20 protein-coding genes are annotated in these 18,703 nt (G+C 68.7%); 9 read left to right on the forward strand and 11 right to left on the reverse strand.

The annotated features are described in order from the left end of the window. Positions 1-2: 2 nt before the first annotated feature. The 7 genes from RJT68_RS00905 to thpR form a co-directional block, all read right to left on the reverse strand. Positions 3-1,043 carry an alpha-ketoacid dehydrogenase subunit beta gene (locus RJT68_RS00905; protein ID WP_407038506.1) on the reverse strand — a complete coding sequence of 347 codons (1,041 nt, stop codon included), beginning with the start codon at positions 1,041-1,043 and terminating at the stop codon, positions 3-5. Next, a complete protein-coding gene (locus tag RJT68_RS00910) occupies positions 1,043-2,104 on the reverse strand; it encodes a thiamine pyrophosphate-dependent dehydrogenase E1 component subunit alpha (RefSeq protein ID WP_407038507.1) in 1,062 nt (353 codons plus the stop codon). The genes RJT68_RS00905 and RJT68_RS00910 overlap by 1 nt, the downstream gene beginning before the upstream one ends. Before the next feature lie 113 nt (positions 2,105-2,217). Beyond that, the gene (locus tag RJT68_RS00915; RefSeq protein WP_407038508.1) at positions 2,218-2,883 is read right to left on the reverse strand and encodes a translation initiation factor IF-6; all 666 of its coding nucleotides are present in this window, start codon (positions 2,881-2,883) and stop codon (positions 2,218-2,220) included. 2 nt (positions 2,884-2,885) lie between these two features. Beyond that, positions 2,886-3,164, reverse strand: a complete 279-nt coding sequence (locus tag RJT68_RS00920) for a 50S ribosomal protein L31e (protein ID WP_407038509.1) — start codon at positions 3,162-3,164, stop codon at positions 2,886-2,888. A 9-nt stretch (positions 3,165-3,173) separates the two neighbouring features. Further along, on the reverse strand, positions 3,174-3,326 hold the full coding sequence (locus tag RJT68_RS00925; protein ID WP_407038510.1) for a 50S ribosomal protein L39e: 153 nt from the start codon (positions 3,324-3,326) through the stop codon (positions 3,174-3,176). A gap of 110 nt (positions 3,327-3,436) precedes the next feature. Then, the gene (locus RJT68_RS00930) at positions 3,437-4,564 is read right to left on the reverse strand and encodes a hypothetical protein (protein WP_407038511.1); all 1,128 of its coding nucleotides are present in this window, start codon (positions 4,562-4,564) and stop codon (positions 3,437-3,439) included. 89 nt (positions 4,565-4,653) lie between these two features. Further along, positions 4,654-5,211: an RNA 2',3'-cyclic phosphodiesterase gene (thpR, locus tag RJT68_RS00935; protein WP_407038512.1), complete on the reverse strand. Its 558-nt coding sequence runs from the start codon at positions 5,209-5,211 to the stop codon at positions 4,654-4,656. 130 nt (positions 5,212-5,341) lie between these two features. Here thpR and RJT68_RS00940 point away from each other — a divergent pair, with 130 nt between their 5' ends. The 7 genes from RJT68_RS00940 (at position 5,342) to RJT68_RS00970 (ending at position 11,491) form a co-directional block, all read left to right on the forward strand. Then, the gene (locus RJT68_RS00940) at positions 5,342-7,012 is read left to right on the forward strand and encodes a hydroxysqualene dehydroxylase (RefSeq protein ID WP_407038513.1); all 1,671 of its coding nucleotides are present in this window, start codon (positions 5,342-5,344) and stop codon (positions 7,010-7,012) included. A gap of 77 nt (positions 7,013-7,089) precedes the next feature. Further along, complete coding sequence (locus RJT68_RS00945; RefSeq protein ID WP_407038514.1) at positions 7,090-7,866, forward strand: tetratricopeptide repeat protein; 777 nt, start codon at positions 7,090-7,092, stop codon at positions 7,864-7,866. Positions 7,867-7,919: 53 nt separating this feature from the next. Beyond that, positions 7,920-8,216, forward strand: coding sequence for a DUF424 domain-containing protein (locus RJT68_RS00950; protein WP_407040427.1), 297 nt, complete (start codon positions 7,920-7,922; stop codon positions 8,214-8,216). Positions 8,217-8,345: 129 nt separating this feature from the next. Next, positions 8,346-9,590: an aminotransferase class V-fold PLP-dependent enzyme gene (locus RJT68_RS00955; RefSeq protein WP_407038515.1), complete on the forward strand. Its 1,245-nt coding sequence runs from the start codon at positions 8,346-8,348 to the stop codon at positions 9,588-9,590. Positions 9,591-9,921: 331 nt separating this feature from the next. After that, positions 9,922-10,554, forward strand: a complete 633-nt coding sequence (locus tag RJT68_RS00960; protein WP_407038516.1) for an HD domain-containing protein — start codon at positions 9,922-9,924, stop codon at positions 10,552-10,554. A 110-nt stretch (positions 10,555-10,664) separates the two neighbouring features. Continuing rightward, positions 10,665-11,084 (forward strand): Fe-S cluster assembly sulfur transfer protein SufU, encoded by a 420-nt coding sequence (sufU, locus tag RJT68_RS00965; RefSeq protein WP_407038517.1) that lies wholly within the window; start codon positions 10,665-10,667, stop codon positions 11,082-11,084. 137 nt (positions 11,085-11,221) lie between these two features. Then, positions 11,222-11,491, forward strand: a complete 270-nt coding sequence (locus RJT68_RS00970; RefSeq protein WP_407038518.1) for a HalOD1 output domain-containing protein — start codon at positions 11,222-11,224, stop codon at positions 11,489-11,491. A 120-nt stretch (positions 11,492-11,611) separates the two neighbouring features. Here RJT68_RS00970 and radA read toward each other — a convergent pair whose 3' ends face one another. From radA to htpX, 4 genes are all read right to left on the reverse strand, one after another. After that, a complete protein-coding gene (gene radA / locus RJT68_RS00975; protein ID WP_407038519.1) occupies positions 11,612-12,643 on the reverse strand; it encodes a DNA repair and recombination protein RadA in 1,032 nt (343 codons plus the stop codon). 185 nt (positions 12,644-12,828) lie between these two features. Further along, positions 12,829-13,950, reverse strand: coding sequence for an outer membrane protein assembly factor BamB family protein (locus RJT68_RS00980; RefSeq protein ID WP_407038520.1), 1,122 nt, complete (start codon positions 13,948-13,950; stop codon positions 12,829-12,831). Between the two features lie 152 nt (positions 13,951-14,102). Beyond that, positions 14,103-14,711 (reverse strand): PspA-associated protein PspAB, encoded by a 609-nt coding sequence (gene pspAB / locus RJT68_RS00985; protein ID WP_407038521.1) that lies wholly within the window; start codon positions 14,709-14,711, stop codon positions 14,103-14,105. 104 nt (positions 14,712-14,815) lie between these two features. Further along, positions 14,816-15,688, reverse strand: coding sequence for a zinc metalloprotease HtpX (gene htpX / locus RJT68_RS00990; protein WP_407038522.1), 873 nt, complete (start codon positions 15,686-15,688; stop codon positions 14,816-14,818). Between the two features lie 470 nt (positions 15,689-16,158). Between htpX and RJT68_RS00995 the strand changes: the two genes are divergently transcribed. Continuing rightward, positions 16,159-17,283 carry a 60S ribosomal export protein NMD3 gene (locus RJT68_RS00995; protein WP_407038523.1) on the forward strand — a complete coding sequence of 375 codons (1,125 nt, stop codon included), beginning with the start codon at positions 16,159-16,161 and terminating at the stop codon, positions 17,281-17,283. Beyond that, positions 17,276-18,424 (forward strand): class I SAM-dependent methyltransferase, encoded by a 1,149-nt coding sequence (locus tag RJT68_RS01000; protein ID WP_407038524.1) that lies wholly within the window; start codon positions 17,276-17,278, stop codon positions 18,422-18,424. The genes RJT68_RS00995 and RJT68_RS01000 overlap by 8 nt, the downstream gene beginning before the upstream one ends. Positions 18,425-18,703 lie beyond the last annotated feature (279 nt).

Consider the following 18,703-nt stretch of genomic DNA (forward strand, 5'->3'; position numbering starts at 1 on the left):
CGTTACTCGTCACCGTGAACCCGTTCGATCGCCGCCTCGACGTCCTCCGTCCCCGGAATCACCTCGTCCTCGAGCGGCCGCGCGTACGGCAGCGGCACGTCCGGCACCGCGACCCGCTCGACCGCCTCGAGGTCGGCGAGGCGCTCCTCGGCGACGCGGGCGACGATCTCCCCGGTCACGCCGAACGAGCGGTAATCCTCGTCGACGACGACCAGCCGCCCCGTCTTCGAGACCGACTCGAGGACCGTCTCGGTGTCCAGCGGGACGAGCGTCCGGAGGTCGATCACCTCGGCGTCGATACCGTCATCGGCGAGATTTGCGGCGGCCTCGAGCGCGCGGTGGACGTGCAGACCGAGGGTGACCACGGTGACGTCCTCGCCCTCGCGCTTCACGTCGGCGCTGCCGAAGGGGATCGCGTAGTCCTCCTCCGGAACGGGCGTCTTCGGCCCTTCGGGCGCGGGCATCCACCCGATGCCCATGAGCCGCTTGTGGAACATGTAGACGACCGGATCGTCGTCCCGGATGGCGTTGTGCAGCAACCCCTTGGCGTCGTGGGCGGTCGAGGGGACGACGACCTTCATCCCTGGAAGGTGGGCGAACGTCCCGTACAGCGTCTGGGAGTGCTGGGCGGCGTCGTTGTACGTCCCGCCGACGGCCGTCGTGAGCACCATCGGAACGCTCACGGAGCCGCCGCTCATGTACGTGTTCTTCGCCATCTGATTGTAGAGCTGGTCCATCGCGACGCCGAAGAAGTCGACGAACATGAGTTCGGCGATGGGGCGCATCCCCGCCTGCGCGGCGCCCACCGCGGCGCCGAGGTAGGCCGTCTCGCTGATCGGCACGTCCATCACCCGGTCGTAGCCGAACTCCTCGAGCAGGCCTTCCGTGCTGTCGAAGATGCCGCCGTAGTCGGCGACGTCCTCGCCCATGTAGAAGACCTCCTCGTTCTCGCGCATCTCGTGGGCGATCGCCTCGACCATCGCCCGGCTCATCGTCAGATCGCGCTCGATCTCGGCCGTTTCCCGCGGTTCCTGCTTTGCCATCACTCGTCACCTCCGGTCCCCGGCTCGGTATCGGCCCTCGCGCCCGCACCGGCGCTCGCCCCCGCCAACTCGTACGACGGTTCCTCGTCCGTCACGCCCGACGGCGGAGAGACGAAGACGTCCTCGTAGGCCGCGTCGGGCTCTGGCTCCGGTTGCTCCTTCGCCCACTCGATCGCCTCGTCGACGCGCTCGCGGGCCCGCTCGCGGATCTCCTCGAGCGTCTCGTCGTCGACGTCGCGCGTTCGGAGTTCGTCGGCGAGCCGTTCGATCGAGTCGCGCTCCTGGGCGGCCTCCTTGTCCGCGTCGGGCCGGTAGCTCTCCGGGTCGCCCATGAAGTGACCCATCCGCCGGTGAACCTGCACCTCGAGCAGCGTCGGCCCGTTCCCGTCTCGCGCGCGGCCGATCGCCTCCTTCGCGGCGCGGTAGACCTCGACCGCGTCGTCGCTGTCGACGCGGGTTCCGGGAAGGTCGAAGCCGTCGGCGCGCTGGGAGCCGTCCTCGACGTCCGTGACGCGCTCTTTCGGCATGCTGATCGCCCAGTCGTTGTCCTCGATCACGAACACGACGGGCAGGTTCCGGACCGCCGCGAGGTTGAGCGACTCGAGGAACGCCCCCTGGCTGATCGCCCCCTCGCCGAGGAAGGCGACGGCCACGCCGTCCTCGTTGCGTTTCTTCGCCGCCATCGCCGCGCCGACGGCCGGCGGGCACCCCTCGGCGATGATCCCGCTGCAGGCGAAGTTCACGTCGGGATCGAAGAGGTGCATGTGACCGCCCTTTCCGCAGCTGAGCCCCGTCTCGCGGCCGAAGATCTCGGCGCTCATCCGCTTCAGGTCGACCCCCTTCGCGATCGCGACGTGGTGCGGGCGGTGCGGCGCCGTCACCGCATCGTCGTCCCGAAGGTGCCGACAGACCCCCGCGCTCGAGGCCTCGTGGCCCGCCGCCAGGTGCAGTTCGCCGGGGATCGGCCCCGCGGAGATGTCGAACGCCGGTTGCTTCCCCTCCAGGTACTCCTCCTGGAGGCGCTCCTCGTAGTACCGCGCCGTGACCATGTCCTCGAACATGGCTTGTAATTCGGTAACGGCTACCATCGTTGGCCCCGACGGCGCTTCCACGCGGACGGCAAAATAGCTGTGGCTCGGTTAGTCGAGCGGTCGGAAAAGCGGCGTTGCCGGGGTCAGTCGAGGTAGCCCAGCGCGTCCTCGATCCGTCCGAGTTCCGGTCCGGTGGTGTTCTCGCCGACGACGTAGCCCGCCTCGTTGGCGATCAGCCCGGAGCCGACCAGCGGCGCGCCGTAGTTGATCGTCCCGACGTCGGCCCTGACGTCGAGCACCTCCTCCAGGTGGTCGAGCTCCGCGTCGGTCGCTTTCGGGTGGCAGAGCACGCCCGAGTTCGTGGCCACGCCGGCGGTGCCGACGGTCCTGACGCCCGCGAGGTCGCCGCGCTCGACGGGCACCTCGAGGGCCTCCTTCACGATCCCCACCGCGTCGCGCGGGAGGTCGGGGTGGACGTACGCGCCGTAGTCGTTCGCGAGGACGACGTTCCCGGCGGCGTTGATACTCCCGGGAAGCTCGGCGACGGGGACGTCGAACGCCTCCTCGAGGCGCTCGCGCTCGAGTTCGAGGATCCGGCTGCTGACGAGCAGGCCGTTCTCGTTGCCCGTCGCGAGCGCGCCGACCGTCGAGGAGCAGCCGATGGTCGTCGGGACCGCCTCGACCTCGAGTTCGTCTGCGAGGTCGGCGACGAGGTCGTCGTCGACGTCCGGGCGGACGAGCAGGTGCGTGTCGGTCGCCCGTGCGAAGACGCCCACGTAGGCCGACCCCGCGAAGGAGGCGCGTCGCACCGTTACTCGGCGACCTCGGCCTCGACGACGGCCTCGCCCTCCTCGTCGAAGCGGGCCGCGCGGACGCGCAGCTTTCGCGGCGGGTTCGACCGGCCGTGCTTCCAGACCGCCTCGTTGATCGAGGGGTCGAGCCGGATTACCTCCTCGTCGACCGCGAAGTGTTTCGCGAGGTGTTCCCGGACGATACTCATCGCGAGGTCGGCGGCCGCGTGGTTCGGCCCCTTCTTGACGTCCCGCAGGGGGACGGTCACGACGCGCTCTTCGAAATCACTTGCACTCATGGTTCTGGTTTACTCGTCGGTGTCGCTGCGCCGCCAGTGGCGTCGCTTGGGGTTCCGTCGCACGTTCATGTCGGTCTTGAGCATGACCCAGACCGGAACGCGGCTGTTCTGGTTCTCGAGCTTGGCAAGCCGCTTTTTCTTGCCCTTCGACTTTTTACCCATAGTGGCCGCACGTAACCCGTGCGGGCTTAAAATCTTGTCCATCTTGCAAGGCTCGAGGAGGCGACCGTCCGCGACGAGGGCGGAAACGGTCGGTTGCAGGTGTCGACCGACTACGACGATCGTCCAATTCCTCGCTCGAAGGTGCGCGTTCCCGCTTCGAAGGTGCGCGTCACCGCGTCGAGCGTGGCGTCGCTGAGGTCGGTCGCGTACTCGAAGTCGTCGACGTCGTCGGGACCGCCGGAGTCGCCGTGACGGTGGATCTCGTCGTGGTCGTAACAGCCGGTTCCGTGCCAGCGGGTGCCGACGCCGAACCGGTCGGGGCCAGCGTAGGCGGTCGCCATCGGCGAGACGCGCAGGGCGCCATCGTCGGTCCGGACGGCCCTACCGAGGTCGTGATCGCAGCGACTTCCCCCGACCGATCGGACCGCCCGCTCGGTCAGAAACGTGTGGAATACTTCGTGGATCGCCATATTCCGGGTTATCGGTCGGCCGTCCCAGCGTTCCGTGGCCCCCACGTTCGCCACGGCCAGCGCCGGCGCGTCCGCACCGTCTCCGATTACCCCTCGAGCCACCCCGTACCCGAGCCGGTAGTTGAGCGGCGCCCAGCACAGGTGCAGGTGGGCGGTCGCACCGCTGTCGGCGTCACCGGCGTCCTCGCGTTCGTCCACTCGCCTCCGGACGGCCTCGAGGACGGTGTCCGGTCCCGGCAGGACGGCCTCGCTCGAGCGGGGCCGCTCCGCCGGCGGAACCGACACTGGTTCTCCCCGTTCGACGGCGACCGACGGGGTCGCGAAGCCCGTGTGTTCGGCGACGTAGTCGGCGAGTTGCCCCAACGCGTCCTCGACCGCTTCCGCCGCAGCGCGGTAGGGCTCGGGCCAGTCGCCACGGATCTCGTCCGCGGCGGACCGGAACCGAACCGACGGCGGGACCGACCCCGGGTGAACCCGAACGCGGAGCGTCGCACCGCCCTCGGTGGGTTGCGCGTCGACGTCGCCGATTCTCGAGACGGCCGCCGCGCCGCCGACGGCCGCGAGCAGTTCCCGGCGCGTGACGGGCCCGCCCGGGACGACGCCGTTCGAGGCCCGGTCGCGTTCGCCGCCTCCGTCGGCCGTTTGCTCGCCGCGGCCGCCGGCCGTCCGTTCGCCGCGGCCGTCGGTTCCGCCGCCGACAGCGTCGCGATCGGCGCCGCCGTCGGTCGCCGGTCCATCGCTCGACGGAGACGAGGCTGGGGGTGCCATCGAGTCGGAATCCTACCGGACCGAGGGGTATCATACCAGTTCACTCCGACGGTGAGAGTCGGGGAATCCGACCGATCCTTCGCGACGAGTCACTCGAGCGAGAACCGTTCGACCGTGGCGTACTCCGGGCCGTCGGGCGTCAGGGTGCTCTCGGTGAGTCGGAGTTCGTCGACGCGGGTCTCGCCGATCGTGGGATCTCGCTCGCGGACCAGTTCCTGCACGCGCTCCTTCCCGCCGGCGTGTTCCATCCGCGCGAGGGTGACGTGGGGCGTGAAGTCGTGCGACTCGGGTTCGAAGCCCATCGCCGTCGTCCGCTCCTCGACGGCTTCGTGCAGCCGCGTCAGCTCCGCGCCCCCCTCCTCGACGCCGAACCAGACGACGCTGATGTACTCGAGGCTGGGGAAGACGCCGAGACCGCCGTACCGCGCGGTGAAGGGGTCGACGCCGGCGTCGGCGACCGCGGCGGCGAGTTCGCGTCTGAGCGCCGGAAGCCGATCCTCCTCGACGTCGCCGAGGAATTTCACGGTGACGTGGGCCTGCTCGGGGTCGGTGAAGTTGAGCCCGGAGGCGTCGGCGAACTCCTCCTGGAGGTCGGCGACCGGTTCCGCGAGGTCGTCGGGCAGGTCGACGCTGACGAACAGTCGCATACTCACGACGACGGTTCGGCCGTTCGAGTCTTGAAGGTGTGGCCGACGCGGTTCGCGGGCGCCGAACGGCCCGACGCGGACGCGACCGTTAGGGGCGCACGTTATTTCCGTGGGCGACCTCCGTTCGCCGATGATCGACGTCGCCGTAATCGGCGGTGGCATCGCCGGCCTCACCGCGGCCCACGAACTCGCCGAGCGCGGCTTCGACGTGACCGTCTTCGAGGCGAACGCCCGGTTCGGCGGAAAGTCGAGGTCGATACCGATCGCGACCGACGCGACGGGGCCTCGACTCAGCGGCGAGCACGGCTTCCGATTCTTCCCGGCGTTCTACCGCCACGTGATCGACACGATGGCGCGGATCCCCGACGGGGACTGCGCCGTCGCGGACCACCTCGTCGAGACAGAGGCGACGCTGATCGCGGGCGTCGACCGTCCGAACCGTATCGCGGCGACGAACGCCCCCTCGTCGATTCGGGGCTGGCTCGAGGCGCTTCGACCCGCCTTCGCGGAGGACCTCCCCGCGAGGGACGTCCGGTTCTTGCTCGAGCGACTGCTGTACCTGCTGACCGCGTGCGACGAGCGGCGCGAGAACGAGCTCGACGACGTCTCCTGGTGGGAGTTCGTCGACGCCGACCGCCGCTCTCCGGAGTTTCGCGATCGGCTCGCCTACGCGACCCAGTCGCTCGTCGCGCTCCGTCCCCGGCAGGGGAGCGCGCGGACGATCGGGACGATCTACCTGCAGTTGCTGTTCGGACAGCTCGATCCGACGAGGCCGACCGAGCGGATCCTGAACGCGCCGACGAGCGAGGCGTGGATCGATCCGTGGCTGCGACACCTCGAGGCCCTGGGCGTCGATCTTCGACCGGGGTCGCAGGTCCGAAGTCTCTCGTTCGACGGACGTCGGATCGACGGCCTGATCCTGGCCGACGGACGCGCGGTCGCCGCCGACGACTACGTGCTGGCCGTCCCGGTCGACGTCGCCCCGTCGTTCGTCACGCCGGAACTGGGGCGGGCCGCGCCGGAACTGGCCCGGATCGAGCGGCTCCGGACGGCCTGGATGAACGGGATCCAGTTTTTCCTCTCCGAGGACGTCGAACTGACGCGCGGCCACCAGGTGTACGCGGACTCGCCCTGGGCGCTGACGTCTATCTCCCAGCGGCAGTTCTGGACCGAGCGCGGCCCCGCGGTCGAGGCCGAATCCGAGACCGAAGCCGGCGACCGCGACGCGATCGAGGGCGTCCTCTCGGTGATCGCTTCCGACTGGGAGACGCAGGGTATCCTGTACGGGAAGCCCGCGAAGTCGTGTACTCGCGAGGAGATCGCGTGGGAGATCTGGACGCAATTGAAGGTCCACCTGAACGAGTCCGGCCTCGAGTCGGACGAACCCCTGTCGGACGAGGCGCTCGTCGGGTGGTTCCTCGATCCCGCGATCGTCGAGACGAGCGGCGGCGTCGAGAACCGATCGCCGCTGCTGATCAACACGGTCGGGTCGCTCGAGAACCGGCCGCCGGCCGACGTCGGCGTCGAAAATCTCGCGCTGGCCGGCGATTACGTTCGCACCAACTCCGATCTGGCCTCGATGGAGTCCGCGAACGAGGCCGGCCGGCGCGCGGCGAACGCGATCCTCGACCGGCGCGACGATCGAGCCGCGAGGGCTCGCGTCTGGGGGCTCGAGGAACCGGCGGTGTTCGAGCCGTTCAAACGCCAGGACCGGATCAGGTACCGACTCGGCCTGCCCCACCCGGCCGCGGTGGGCCGGTCGATTCGGACGACGATCGGCCGGATCGGCGACCGTCGCTGAGTCGAGACTCGCGAACCGCGTGCTGTCGGCGAATCCAGGTCGCAGGTCTTAACAGCCGCCGTCGCTAATTCCCTTCGATGACCGACCGAGAGGGCGATCGAGACCGCCGCCACCGCTTCTCCGAGGGGGCGGGCTTCGACGACTCCTACGACGAGTTCGATCTCGACCCGCCGGAACTGGGCGTCGACCCGTCGAAAGTCGACCCCGTCGACTCGCGCGTCGTCGCCGACGCGCTCGACGAGCGCGCGATCGACCGGGAGAACGTCGACGCGACCGAACTGCTCGACGTGGGCCTGAGCTACGTGCAGATCAACCGCTACGAGCAGGCCACCGATGCGTTCGAGCGGGCGGCTCGCTTCGCCGACGACGACCTCGTCGCCCAGGAGGCCTGGGTGAACAAGGGCGTCGCCCACGCCGAACTCGAGGAGTACGACGAGGCGATCGGCGCCCACCGCGAGGCGCTGTCGATCGACGACGAGAGCGAGCACGCCGCGACCGCCGAGACCAACCTCGCCTACGCCCTCTGGGAGTTCGGCGAGACCGCACAGGCCCTCGAGCACGCCGAACGCGCCGTCGAGATCGACGAGCGCTTCGCCGAGGGCTGGTTCAACCGCGCGTTCTTCCTCGCGGAGCGCGGCCTGGCCGAAGACGCGCTGCACTGCATCGACAACGCGATCCGGCTCGGACTCCGGAACGCGAAGGTGCTCGAGGAGAAAGCCGAGATCCTCGAGGAGTTGGGCGAGTACGACGAGGCGGAGCAGATCGCCGAGGAGGCCAACGAGCTGCGCGAGCGGGCCGAACGCGAACTCGTCGAGGAGCGCGAACGAATGCAAGAGCGAGGGCAGGGGCCGTGAGCGCGAGCAGGGACGGAGACGAGAGCGGTGACGGGAGCGAGACCGCGAGTCGGATGATCGTCAGGGAGCGCCAGACCCGGGAGGGGTTGCTCGTCGCCGTCTGCGACTGCGACGTCCTCGGCGAGACGTTCGAGAACGAGGAGCGGGGCATCTCGCTGACCGTCACCGAGGAGTTCTACGGCGGCGACGAGGTCGACGCCGAGGCGGTGGTCGACAGCCTGGCCCGCGCGTCGGTCGCCAACATCGTCGGCACCCGCTCCGTGGAGGTCGCCATCGAGGCCGGCATCGTCGACGAGGCGAACGTCCTCGAGGTGGGGGCGACGCTGCACGCCCAGATGCTTCGGATGTAGCGCCGGACCGACGGCGCGAACGGCGACCGGGCGATCGACGGGGGCCGACGGACCTCGCGGCGGCCGAGACGGCGGCGAACACGGGCGGGACCGAAGGAGTGTTTTGTCTGCGGCGCCTTTCATCCGCCAATGAGCCAACAGAACGTCGGCGCGCTCGAGGTCGAGCGCATCCGCGACCAGTTCCCCATCCTCGAGCGGGAAGTGAACGGTCAGCGGGTGGTCTACCTCGACAACGCCGCGACGACCCAGACGCCCGACGCGGTCGTCGACGCGATGAGCGACTACTACCGGAACTACAACTCGAACGTCCACCGGGGGATCCACCACCTGAGCCAGGAGGCCTCGATCGCCTACGAGGACGCCCACGATCGGGTCGCTGAGTTCATCAACGCCGACGGGCGCGAGGAGGTCGTCTTCACCAAGAACACGACCGAAGCCGAGAACCTCGTCGCCTACTCGTGGGGGTTGAACGAACTCGGCCCCGGCGACCGGATCGTCCTGACGGAGATGGAACACCACGCCTCGCTGGTCACGTGGCAGCAGATCGGCAAGCGCACGGGCGCGGACGTCGAGTACGTCCGGGTTACGGACGAGGGCCGCCTCGACATGGATCACGCCCGCGAACTGATCACCGACGACACCGCGATGGTCTCGGCGGTCCACGTCTCGAACACGCTCGGCACCGTCAACCCCGTCTCCGAACTGGTCGAGATCGCCCACGACCACGACGCGCTCGCGTTCATCGACGGCGCTCAGGCCGTTCCCAACCGCCCCGTGGACGTGAAGGCCATCGACGCCGACTTCTACGCATTCTCGGGCCACAAGATGGCCGGCCCCACCGGCATCGGCGTCCTCTACGGGAAAGAGCACCTGCTCGAGGAGATGGAGCCGTACCTCTACGGCGGCGACATGATCACGAAGGTCACCTTCGAGGACGCGACCTGGAACGAACTCCCCTGGAAGTTCGAGGCCGGCACGCCCCAGATCGCCGAGGCGGTCGGCCTCCGCGCCGCCGTCGACTGGCTCGAGGAGATCGGCATGGATCGGATTCGGGCTCACGAGGAGGAACTGGCCCGCTACGCCTACGAGCAGCTCGCGGCCGAGGGCGACGTCGAAATCTACGGCCCCGAACCGGGTCCCGACCGCGGGGGCCTCGTGAGCTTCAACCTCGAGGGCGTCCACGCCCACGACCTGGCCTCGATCATGAACGACCACGCGGTCGCGATCCGCGCCGGCGACCACTGCACCCAGCCGCTACACGACAAGCTCGGCGTGGCGGCCTCCGCTCGAGCGTCGTTCTACGTCTACAACACGGAAGCGGAGATCGACGCGCTGGTCGAGGCCATCGACGACGCGCGTCAGCTCTTTAGCTGACGCGCGGGACGTTTTCGCGAACGTAGTGAGCGAAGGCCAGCGAGAGCGAAGCTCTCGCTTGGCCCGACAGTTGTTCGCGTAAGCGAACAACGGAGGGCGAGGGACGTCTCGCCGAGCGGTGCGAGGCGAGGCTCGAAGCGGCTCTGCCGCTTCGTAGACGCGCGTCAGCTCTTTAGCTGACGCGCGGGATGTCTTCGCGAACGGAGTGAGCGACGGTCAGCGAGAACTTCGTTCTCGCCAGACGCGACAGTTGTTCGCGTGAGCGAACGACGGTGTGCGAGGAGACGTCGTCCCGATCGGCTTATCGTCCCGCCTTCGGAACCGTCGACGCATGCTCGAGGAGGTTCGCGCTCGTGCTCGCACCTACTTCGCGGACGCGGCGCCGGCCCACGACTGGCACCACGTCCAGCGAGTCGAGGCGAACGCGGAGACGCTCGTCGCGCGGTTAGACGAACCGGTGGACGAGACGGTGGTGGGTCTCGCCGTCCTCCTGCACGATATCGGCCGCGCTCGAGAGGATCGCGGCGAGATCGACGACCACGCGACGTGGGGAGCCCGCGAGGCCGGGCGCATCCTCCGGAACGTCGGCGCGAGCGAGTCCACGATCGACCGCGTCGCCCACTGCATCCGCGCCCACCGGTTTTCGACCGGCGCGGAACCGGAGACGCTCGAGGCGGAGGTCGTCTCCGACGCGGACAACCTCGACGCCCTCGGAGCGGTCGGCATCGCCCGCACGTTCGCCCACGGGGCCAGGTACGGGTCGCCGATCTACGATTCCGCGGTTCCACCCGCCGAGGACGACTCGAGCGCGGGTCGAACCCGGTACAACCACTTCCACAAGAAGATCCTCGCCCTGCCCGAGCGGATGTACACCGACGAGGCGCGCGCCATGGCCGACGAGCGGGCGGCGTTCGTCCGAGAGTACCTCGAGCGCTTCGACCGGGAGGTTCGCGGCGAGCGGTGAGCCGGCGAGCAGCGAAGCCCCTCGACGACCTCGTGACGGTGCCGCGCGCCGCCGTCGAACTGCTCGGCGTCGGAACGCTTTTCGGTCGACCGGCCGTATACCGGACAACGATGGGACTGGGCTCGGACATGTACCGACAGCAGATCCTCGACCACTACAAGAACCCCCGTAACTACGGGGAACTCGAGGATCCAACGTTCACCCACGTCGGGGAGAACCCGATGTGCGGCGACGAGATTCGCATCGACGTCCGCCTGGACGAGACCGACGGGACGATCCAGCGGGTCGCGTTCAAAGGCGACGGCTGCGCGATCAGCCAGGCCTCCGCGAGCATGCTCTCGAGCGAGTTGACCGGCAAGACGGTCGACGAACTCCTCGAGATGGACCGCGACGACGTCATCGACATGCTCGGCGTGGACATCTCCCCGATGCGCGTCAAGTGCGCCGTGCTGGCCGAGAAGGTCGCCCAGGACGGCGCCGAGATCTACCGCGGCGAACTCGAGAAGGAGAAGACGACGACAGAGGAGTGACCGCTCGTCGCGGTCGGCCGCCGATCGCGTTCGATTCTTTGCCGGCGCTATTCGGCTCGCGTTTCGGCCAGTTCGAGTATTCGACCGCTCGACCGTGCGCGGATAGGCTTTTGCTCCCTCGCGGGGTACTGATTTCGATGATCGCCACTGCGCTTCCGGACGACGAACCCACCGCCACGTCGGTCACCGAATCTATCGTCACCGCCGTCGCCGACGCCGCCGACGAGGATACGCTCGACCTTCCGCCCCTCTGGGACGTCGTCGACCCAGAGGCGCTCGACGCGCTGTTCGCACCGATGAAGACGGGCGCCTCGAGGGCGGGTCGGGTCGAGTTCGACTACTACGGGTATCGGGTCCGCGTCGACGCCGGCGAGTCGACGACCGTGTCGCTGCTCGGTGGCGAGTAGCGCGTTCGCCCGGCGTCGAAGGCGGTGACGGCGAGTGAAAGAAAACGGCCGTGCGCTCGCGCGTCCGGGTTTCCGCGTTCGGTTTTCGGTTACGGTACGATTCTCGCGAGGGGTCGCCGGTTACTCCGGCTTGAGCCCCCCGTCCTGGACGCGCATGACGGCCTCGCCGTCGGGGAGGTTGGGCGCGTCGACGAGGCGGACGATCCGCTTGTCACCCTTGGACTTGCGGAGGTAGATCCGGAACGTCGACTTGTGGCCGAGGATGTTGCCGCCGATGGGCTTCGTCGGGTCGCCGAAGAACGCGTCGGGGTTCGAGGAGACCTGGTTGGTGACGATGATGGCGGCGTTGTAGAGGTTACCGACCTTGTCGATGTCGTGGAGGTGCTTGTTGAGCTTCTGCTGGCGGTCGGCGAGGTTTCCGCGGCCGACGTACTCCGCGCGGAAGTGGGCGGTCAGCGAGTCGACACAGAGCAGGCGGACGGGATAGTCGCTCTCCTCGTGCTCGCTCGCCAGTTCCTTCGCTTTCTCCGCGAGCAGCATCTGGTGGTTCGAGTTAAACGCCTTCGCGACGTGGATCTTCTCGAGGACGTCCTCGACGAGCGCTTCGAGCGCGGCCTCGTCGTTCGGGCCGCCTTCGATCTCGCGGTCGGCGAGGGCGGCCTCGATGGCCTCCTCGGGAAGGCCGCGCACCATGTCGTCGATCCGCTCGGGGCGGAAGGTGTCCTCGGAGTCGATGAAGATGACGCTGCCGTGGAGGCCGCCGACCTCCTGGGGGAGCTGGACGTTGACGGCCATCTGGTGGGTCACCTGGGACTTGCCGGCCCCGAACTCGCCGTACACCTCGGTGATCGACTGGGTCTCGACGCCGCCGCCGAGCAGGTCGTCGACCTCGTCGATGTGCCAGGAGAGCTTGCCGATCTTGTTTCGCCGCTCGAGGACGGTCGAACCGGTCTCGAAGCCGCCGATGTCGGCGGCGTCGCGGGCCGCGCGGACGATGTCGCTCGCCGTCGACTCGCCGACGTCGGCGGTGTTCGACAGCTCCGAGGGGGAGGCGACGGCCAGACTCTGGTAGGAGTCGTAGCCCGCTTCGGTGAGCTTGTCTGCGGTCGCCGGTCCGACACCCGGGAGGGTCTCGAGGTCTGCGTCTGCCATAATCGCTCTTTGTGCCGGACCCCTCATAAACCCTCGTTAACAGGGGAGTGAAAGTGAAAGTGGCGGACTGCGCGGGGGTGCTCGGGATATCGCCGACAGGTTTAGGTGGGAAAACGGTGGCCGAACCCGGTCGAACGCGACGGTATCGATCGCCCGACGTCCGTCGAATCAGCCCTCGCGCCGGATCAGTCGTCGCGCCAGGACAGACAGACGAGCGTCCCGTCCTCGAGACCCGCGTACAGCCGACCGTCCCCGACGGCCGGCGGGCTCGAGACGCCGGCCTCGAGCGAGACGAACCAGACGAAATCCGGGTCGTCGGCGTCGATGGCGTAGAACGCGCCGCTCGAGTCGCCCAGGCAGACGACGTCGCCGACGAGCGCGGCCCCGCGGGGGATCCCGTCGAGTCGGACGCCCTTCTTCGAGAAGAGGAGACCGCGGACTTTCCGCCGGCCGAACGTGGTGTCGGTGACGTGGAGGTGGCCGTCGTCGGCCGGGACGAAGACGCTGTCGTCGCGGACGATCGCCGCGTCGACGAACGCGCCGTCGATCTCGTATGTGAACCACGTCTGGCCGGTCTCGGCGTCGAGGGCGACGAGCAGCCCCTCGCTGTCGACGGCGTACGCCCGCTCGCCGTCGCCGTCGATCGTCGGCCCGCCGGCGAGGACGCCGTTCGTGGGCGCCGTCCAGCTCTCCTCGCCGGTTTCGGCGTCGAGGGCGGTCACCGCCTCGTCCCGCCTGCCGACGAAGACGCGACCGTCGTCGACCGCGGGGCTACCCACCACCGGCGCCTCGGTTTCGCGGCGCCACAGCTCCTCGCCCGTGGTCCCCTCGAGGGCGACGACGCCGGCCGAATCGCCGACGTAGAGGACGCCGTCGGGGTCGGTCCTCGAGGCGGTGAAGTTGCCGGCGGCATCGAAGCCCGCCGCGGTGCGGACGTACGTCGGCGAGGCGTCGATCGGTCCCTCGAGGTCGACCTGCCACCGCTCGTCGCCCGTACTCGGATCGAGCGCGTACAGGGTCCCGTCGGTCGTACAGGCGTAGCAGAACTCCCGGGTGACGACCGGCGACGGCTCGGTCGCCGCAGCCGTCTCGAAGACCCACCGCCGGTGACCCGTCCGGCTGTCGACGGCGTGGACGTCCCCCTCGCTCGTGCCGACGAAGACCGTGTCGCGGTCGAGGACGGGCGAGGATCGAACGGGGCCGCGCAGTTCCGCCGTCCACGCCTCTTCGGGGCGGGTGGGGCTCTCGAGGTCGTCGCAACGGCCGGAATTCCGGGGGTCGCCGCCGGACTGGTTCCACTCGGTCACTGCGCTCGGATACGAATCGCCGTCTCAAAATAGATCCGATACGGTTCGTACGCGGGGGCCGCCGCCCGATCCGCTCCCGTCGACCCCTCGATCGCCGGGCCCGTTCCTCGAGCGACGACGGCTCGAGACCGCGGCGACCCGACCTCGACGCGTCACTCCCAGGGGTGTCGTCCCGTCTCGCTGGGCCACAGCGGGTACCAGTACTCCTTCTCGCGCTCGATCTCGAGTTCGCCGTCCAGCGCCGATTCGAGTTTGAACTCGGCGCTCGAGTCGCGCTCCCGGCCGGAGCGGGGCGCGAAGGGGTAGAACCGTCCGCGGCGGAAGGAGTAGATCCAGTAGGCGGGATCGCCGTTGCGGTCCTCGTAGGCGAAGACGGCGGCGAGCAGGCGCGAGCCGTAGCCGTGTTCGATGAACGTGTCGGCGGCGAAGTGGAGGCTCGTGATGAGGTCCTCCGGGTCGCTGTCCTCCAGGATCACCCACTGGTAGCCGTGGTCGTCCGCGGAGATGGAGAAGTCGGTGTCCGTCTCCTCGCGGCCCGCCTCGAGGATGGCCTCGACCTCGTCGACGGCGTCGGCGAACGTGCTCGAGTCGACGCCCGAAAAGCAGAGGGCGCCGACGTCCAGGGACCGGTGGCCCAGTTCGGCTTCCATCGTGATGTAGGCGGTGCTCATCCCGAAGAGGTCGTCGGGGTGGGCGTCGCTGCTGGCGTCGGTTTCGGCGCGCACGCCGAGGACGGCGCGGAGTCCGTCGAGTAGTCCCATGTGCGACCGTAGGTCCCGTTCCGTAGAAAGTGTACCTTCTCCGGGACCGGTCGAACTCGGAGGGCGCGGATCTATTGCGGTTACTCCGGCCGATCAGAAGGCGCTCAGATCATCTCCCGCTCGAGTTGCCGAAGCTGCTCGACCCGCCGTTCGGTCGGGGGGTGGGTGCTGAACAGCCTGCCGACGATGCCCGACTTCAGCGGGATGATGAAGAAGGCGTTCATCTCGGCCTCCTCGCGCAGGTCCTTGTCGGGCACCTTCTCCACCTCGCCGGAGATCTTCAGCAGGGCGGAGGCGAGCGCCGACGGCTTGCCGGTGATGGCCGCCGCGCCGCGATCGGCGGCGAACTCGCGGTACCGCGAGAGCGCCCGGATCAGCAGGTAGCTGACGATCCAGACGATCAGCGAGGCGACGATGGCGACGACGATGCCCCCGCCACCCTGTCGGTTGCGCCCGCCGCCGAAGAACGCGCCCCAGCGGACGATCATGAACGCGACGGTCGCGAGGAACGACGCGATGGTCATCACCATCATGTCGCGGTTCTTGACGTGGGCGAGTTCGTGGGCGATGACGCCGTCGAGTTCGTCGCGGTCGAGGGTGCGCATCAGCCCCGTCGTGACGGCGACGGCGGCGTTCTTCTGGTTGCGCCCGGTCGCGAAGGCGTTGGGCACCTGGGTGTCGACGACGGCGATCTTCGGTTTGGGCAGGTCGGCCTGCTGGGAGAGGCGCTCGACCGAGGCGTGCAGCTCGGGGTACTCCTCCGCCGAGACGGTCTTCGCGCCCATAGTCCGCAAGGTGAGCGTGTCGCTGAAGTAGTACTGCACCAGCGACATCCCGCCGAAGAGCAGGGCGAAGATCAGGAGTCCGCCCCCCATGTAGGCGGTGATCACGCCGGCGAAGACGATGTACAGCGCGAACAGCAGGAACATCGTTAGAAACATCCGGAACCGCAACCCCCAGTCCGGTTTCCAGTTCATATCCTGACTATGGGGCTCAACGGAAATAAGTGCCACCGCCGTACCCGTCGGCTAGTATCGGACTCGAGAGACGTTTCGAGTCGGCTCGCGAACCCCTCCGTTTCGCCTGGAGACTCCGCCACGTGCGTACGTCTGACACACATATGTTGGATTATATATGTTTTATCTGACATTAGAGTGACGGCCCTCGAGAACGTCATCGGACGCGATCGGTTGCGGAGGAGAACCGTCGAGCGATCGGCGAGCGCCGGCGAATTCGTCCGAAACTGGACGCACGAGTTGCCCCCTCCTCACCCGTTTCGCACCCCTTACTTTCGGGTGGAGTTCTCACGAACTGAGCCGGTCGACGGCTGCGGAAACGAGTCGGCGTCGACGCGACGGCGGGTTGGACGGCCGCTCCGTCACCCGATCCGCGCTCGAGGCGGTCGGAGAACGCGCCGTTTAACTCGCCGAGGTCCATAGGCGAGTTGATGAGTGACTCGCGCGCGTTCTGCCCCCGCTGCGGGGATCCGGTGCCCGAGCGGCCGGAGAGCGACGCGACCGCCGCGGATCCGCTCCGGCCGAGCGCCGAGGTCGACCTCTGCGACGCCTGTTACTTCGAGGACTTCGACTTCGTGGACGCGCCGGATCGGATCGACGTGCGCGTCTGCTCCCAGTGCGGGGCGGTCTGGCGCGGACGGCGGTGGGTCGACGTCGGCGCGGAGGACTACACCGACGTCGCCATCGAGGAGGTGAGCGAGGCGCTGTCCGTCCACGTCGACGTCGAGGACGTCGCCTGGCAGGTCGACCCCGAGCAGATCGACCCGAACGCGATCCGGATGCACTGTTACTTCACCGGCGTCGTTCGCGGGACGCCCGTCGAGGAGCGGGTGACGGTTCCCGTGAAGATCGCCCGCCAGACCTGCACCCGCTGCGGGCGGATCGCCGGCGACTACTACGCCAGCATCGTCCAGATCCGGGCGGAAGACCGCACCCCCTCGAGCGAGGAGATCGACCGGGCGAAGACCATCGCCAACCGCGTGGTGGCGGACATGGAGGCGACGGGCGACCGCAACGCTTTCGTCACCGAGATGGGCGAGGTGCCCGACGGCCTCAACGTCAAGGTCTCGACCAACAAGATCGGCAAGAAGATCGCCAACAAGATGGTCGAGGAGTACGGCGGCACCGTGAACGACTCGGAGACGCTCGTCACCGAGGACGAGGACGGCAACCCGGTCTACCGGGTCACGTTCGCCGTCCGCCTGCCACCCTACACCCCCGGCGATATCATCGACCTCGAGGGCGACGACGGCGGGCCGGTCCTCGTGCGCAGCGCCCGCGGGAACCTGAAGGGCACCCGCCTGACGACGGGCGAGCGCTACGAGGCGGGCTACGAGGAGGGCAACGCCCCCGAGGCGCGCCGACTCGGCCAGCTCGAGGACGGCGTCGAGACGACGGTCGTGACGGTCGAGGACGAGAACGCCGTCCAGGTGCTCGACCCCGAGACGTACCGGGCGAAGACGGTCGCCCGCCCGGACTACTTCGACCCCAATGCCGAGACCGTCCCCGTCCTGAAGAGCCGTGCGGGCCTGCACATCCTCCCCGACGATGGCTGACGACGCCGACTCTTCGGACGCGGGGCGACCCGATTCCGCGGAGGTGCTCGAGGCGACCGACGACGGGCCGCTCGCGGTCGTCGTGGAAAAGCCCCGGAGCGAGGCGGCGATCGAATCCCTCCGAGCCGAGAGCGTCTACGACGACGACCGGCGCGTCCGCGAGTACGGCGCCGAGACCGTCGCGCTCCCCGTGACCGAACCGCCCGCGGAAACGCGCGTGCTCGAGGTAATCCGGCAGGTCGATCCCGAGTTCCGAAATTCGGACCTCGAGGACCTGCTGGCCGAGGGGGGCTGGAGCGAGGCGGACCTCGAGTCGGCGCCCGGCTCCTGGGCGGTGATCGGCTCGGTGATCCTCGTGACCGTTCCCGACGACTGCCCGGACGAGGCCCAACTGGGCGAGGCGCTGCTCGAACTCCACGGCGAGGCCGAGACGGTGCTGGCCGACGAGGGGATCGCGAACGAGGGCGAGGCGGGGACGTTCCGGGAGCCCCGGACGCGCGTCATCGCCGGCTCTCGGAACACGGAGACGATCCACACCGAACACGGGACACGCTACGGACTCGACCCCGCGAAGGTGATGTTCTCGCCCGGGAACCAGGCCGAACGCGCCCGGATGGGCGACCTCGTCGAACCGGACGAGCGCGTCTTCGACATGTTCGCCGGCATCGGGTACTTCACCCTCCCGATGGCCCGGGCCGGGGCGCGGGTGACGGCGACGGAGCTCAACCCGACCGCCTTTCGCTACCTGCTCGAGAACGCCATGCTCAACGACGTCCAGGGGCGGGTCGACGCCTACCTGACCGACTGCCGGGAGGTCGCAGACGGTCTCGAGGCCGACCGGGTCGTCATGGGCTACTACGGCCGCGCCGAGGGCGAATCGGAGTCGGAGAACCGCGACCGCAGCGCGCGAACCGACGAGGCCCACGAGTTCCTTCCCGAGGCCCTCGAGGCGCTCGCCCCCGGCGGCGTCCTCCACTACCACGAGGCGACCCCCGAGTCGCTGCTGTGGGACCGACCCCTCGAGCGCCTCGAGTCGGCCATCGGCGAAGCCGGACGAACGTTCGAGGTGCTCGCGAAGCGGCGGGTGAAGAGTCACAGCGCGGGCGTCGCGCACGTGGTGGTCGACGTTCGCGTCGAGTGACGGTCGTCGACTCGGCCGCGCAGACGGTGTGCCGAACGCGAACGCGATGGACGGGCGTGAGATTCATACCGCCGGGGTGTGACCTACCGGGTATGGACCGAAATCAGCTCATCGCCCTCCTCTTCGCGGTGTTGATGGCGACCTCGATGGTCGCCTGGGCCGGATCGATGGCGCTGTAGGATCGACGGCGCTGTCCGTCGAACGCACGCGCGTCGATCCCCCACTCCCCCGACCGTCTCGTCGCCGATCGCGACGGACGAACCGTCCCGGTTCTCGTCG

It is taken from the genome of Halovalidus salilacus (assembly GCF_031852275.1).
Taxonomy (GTDB): Archaea; Halobacteriota; Halobacteria; order Halobacteriales; family Natrialbaceae; genus Halovalidus; species Halovalidus salilacus.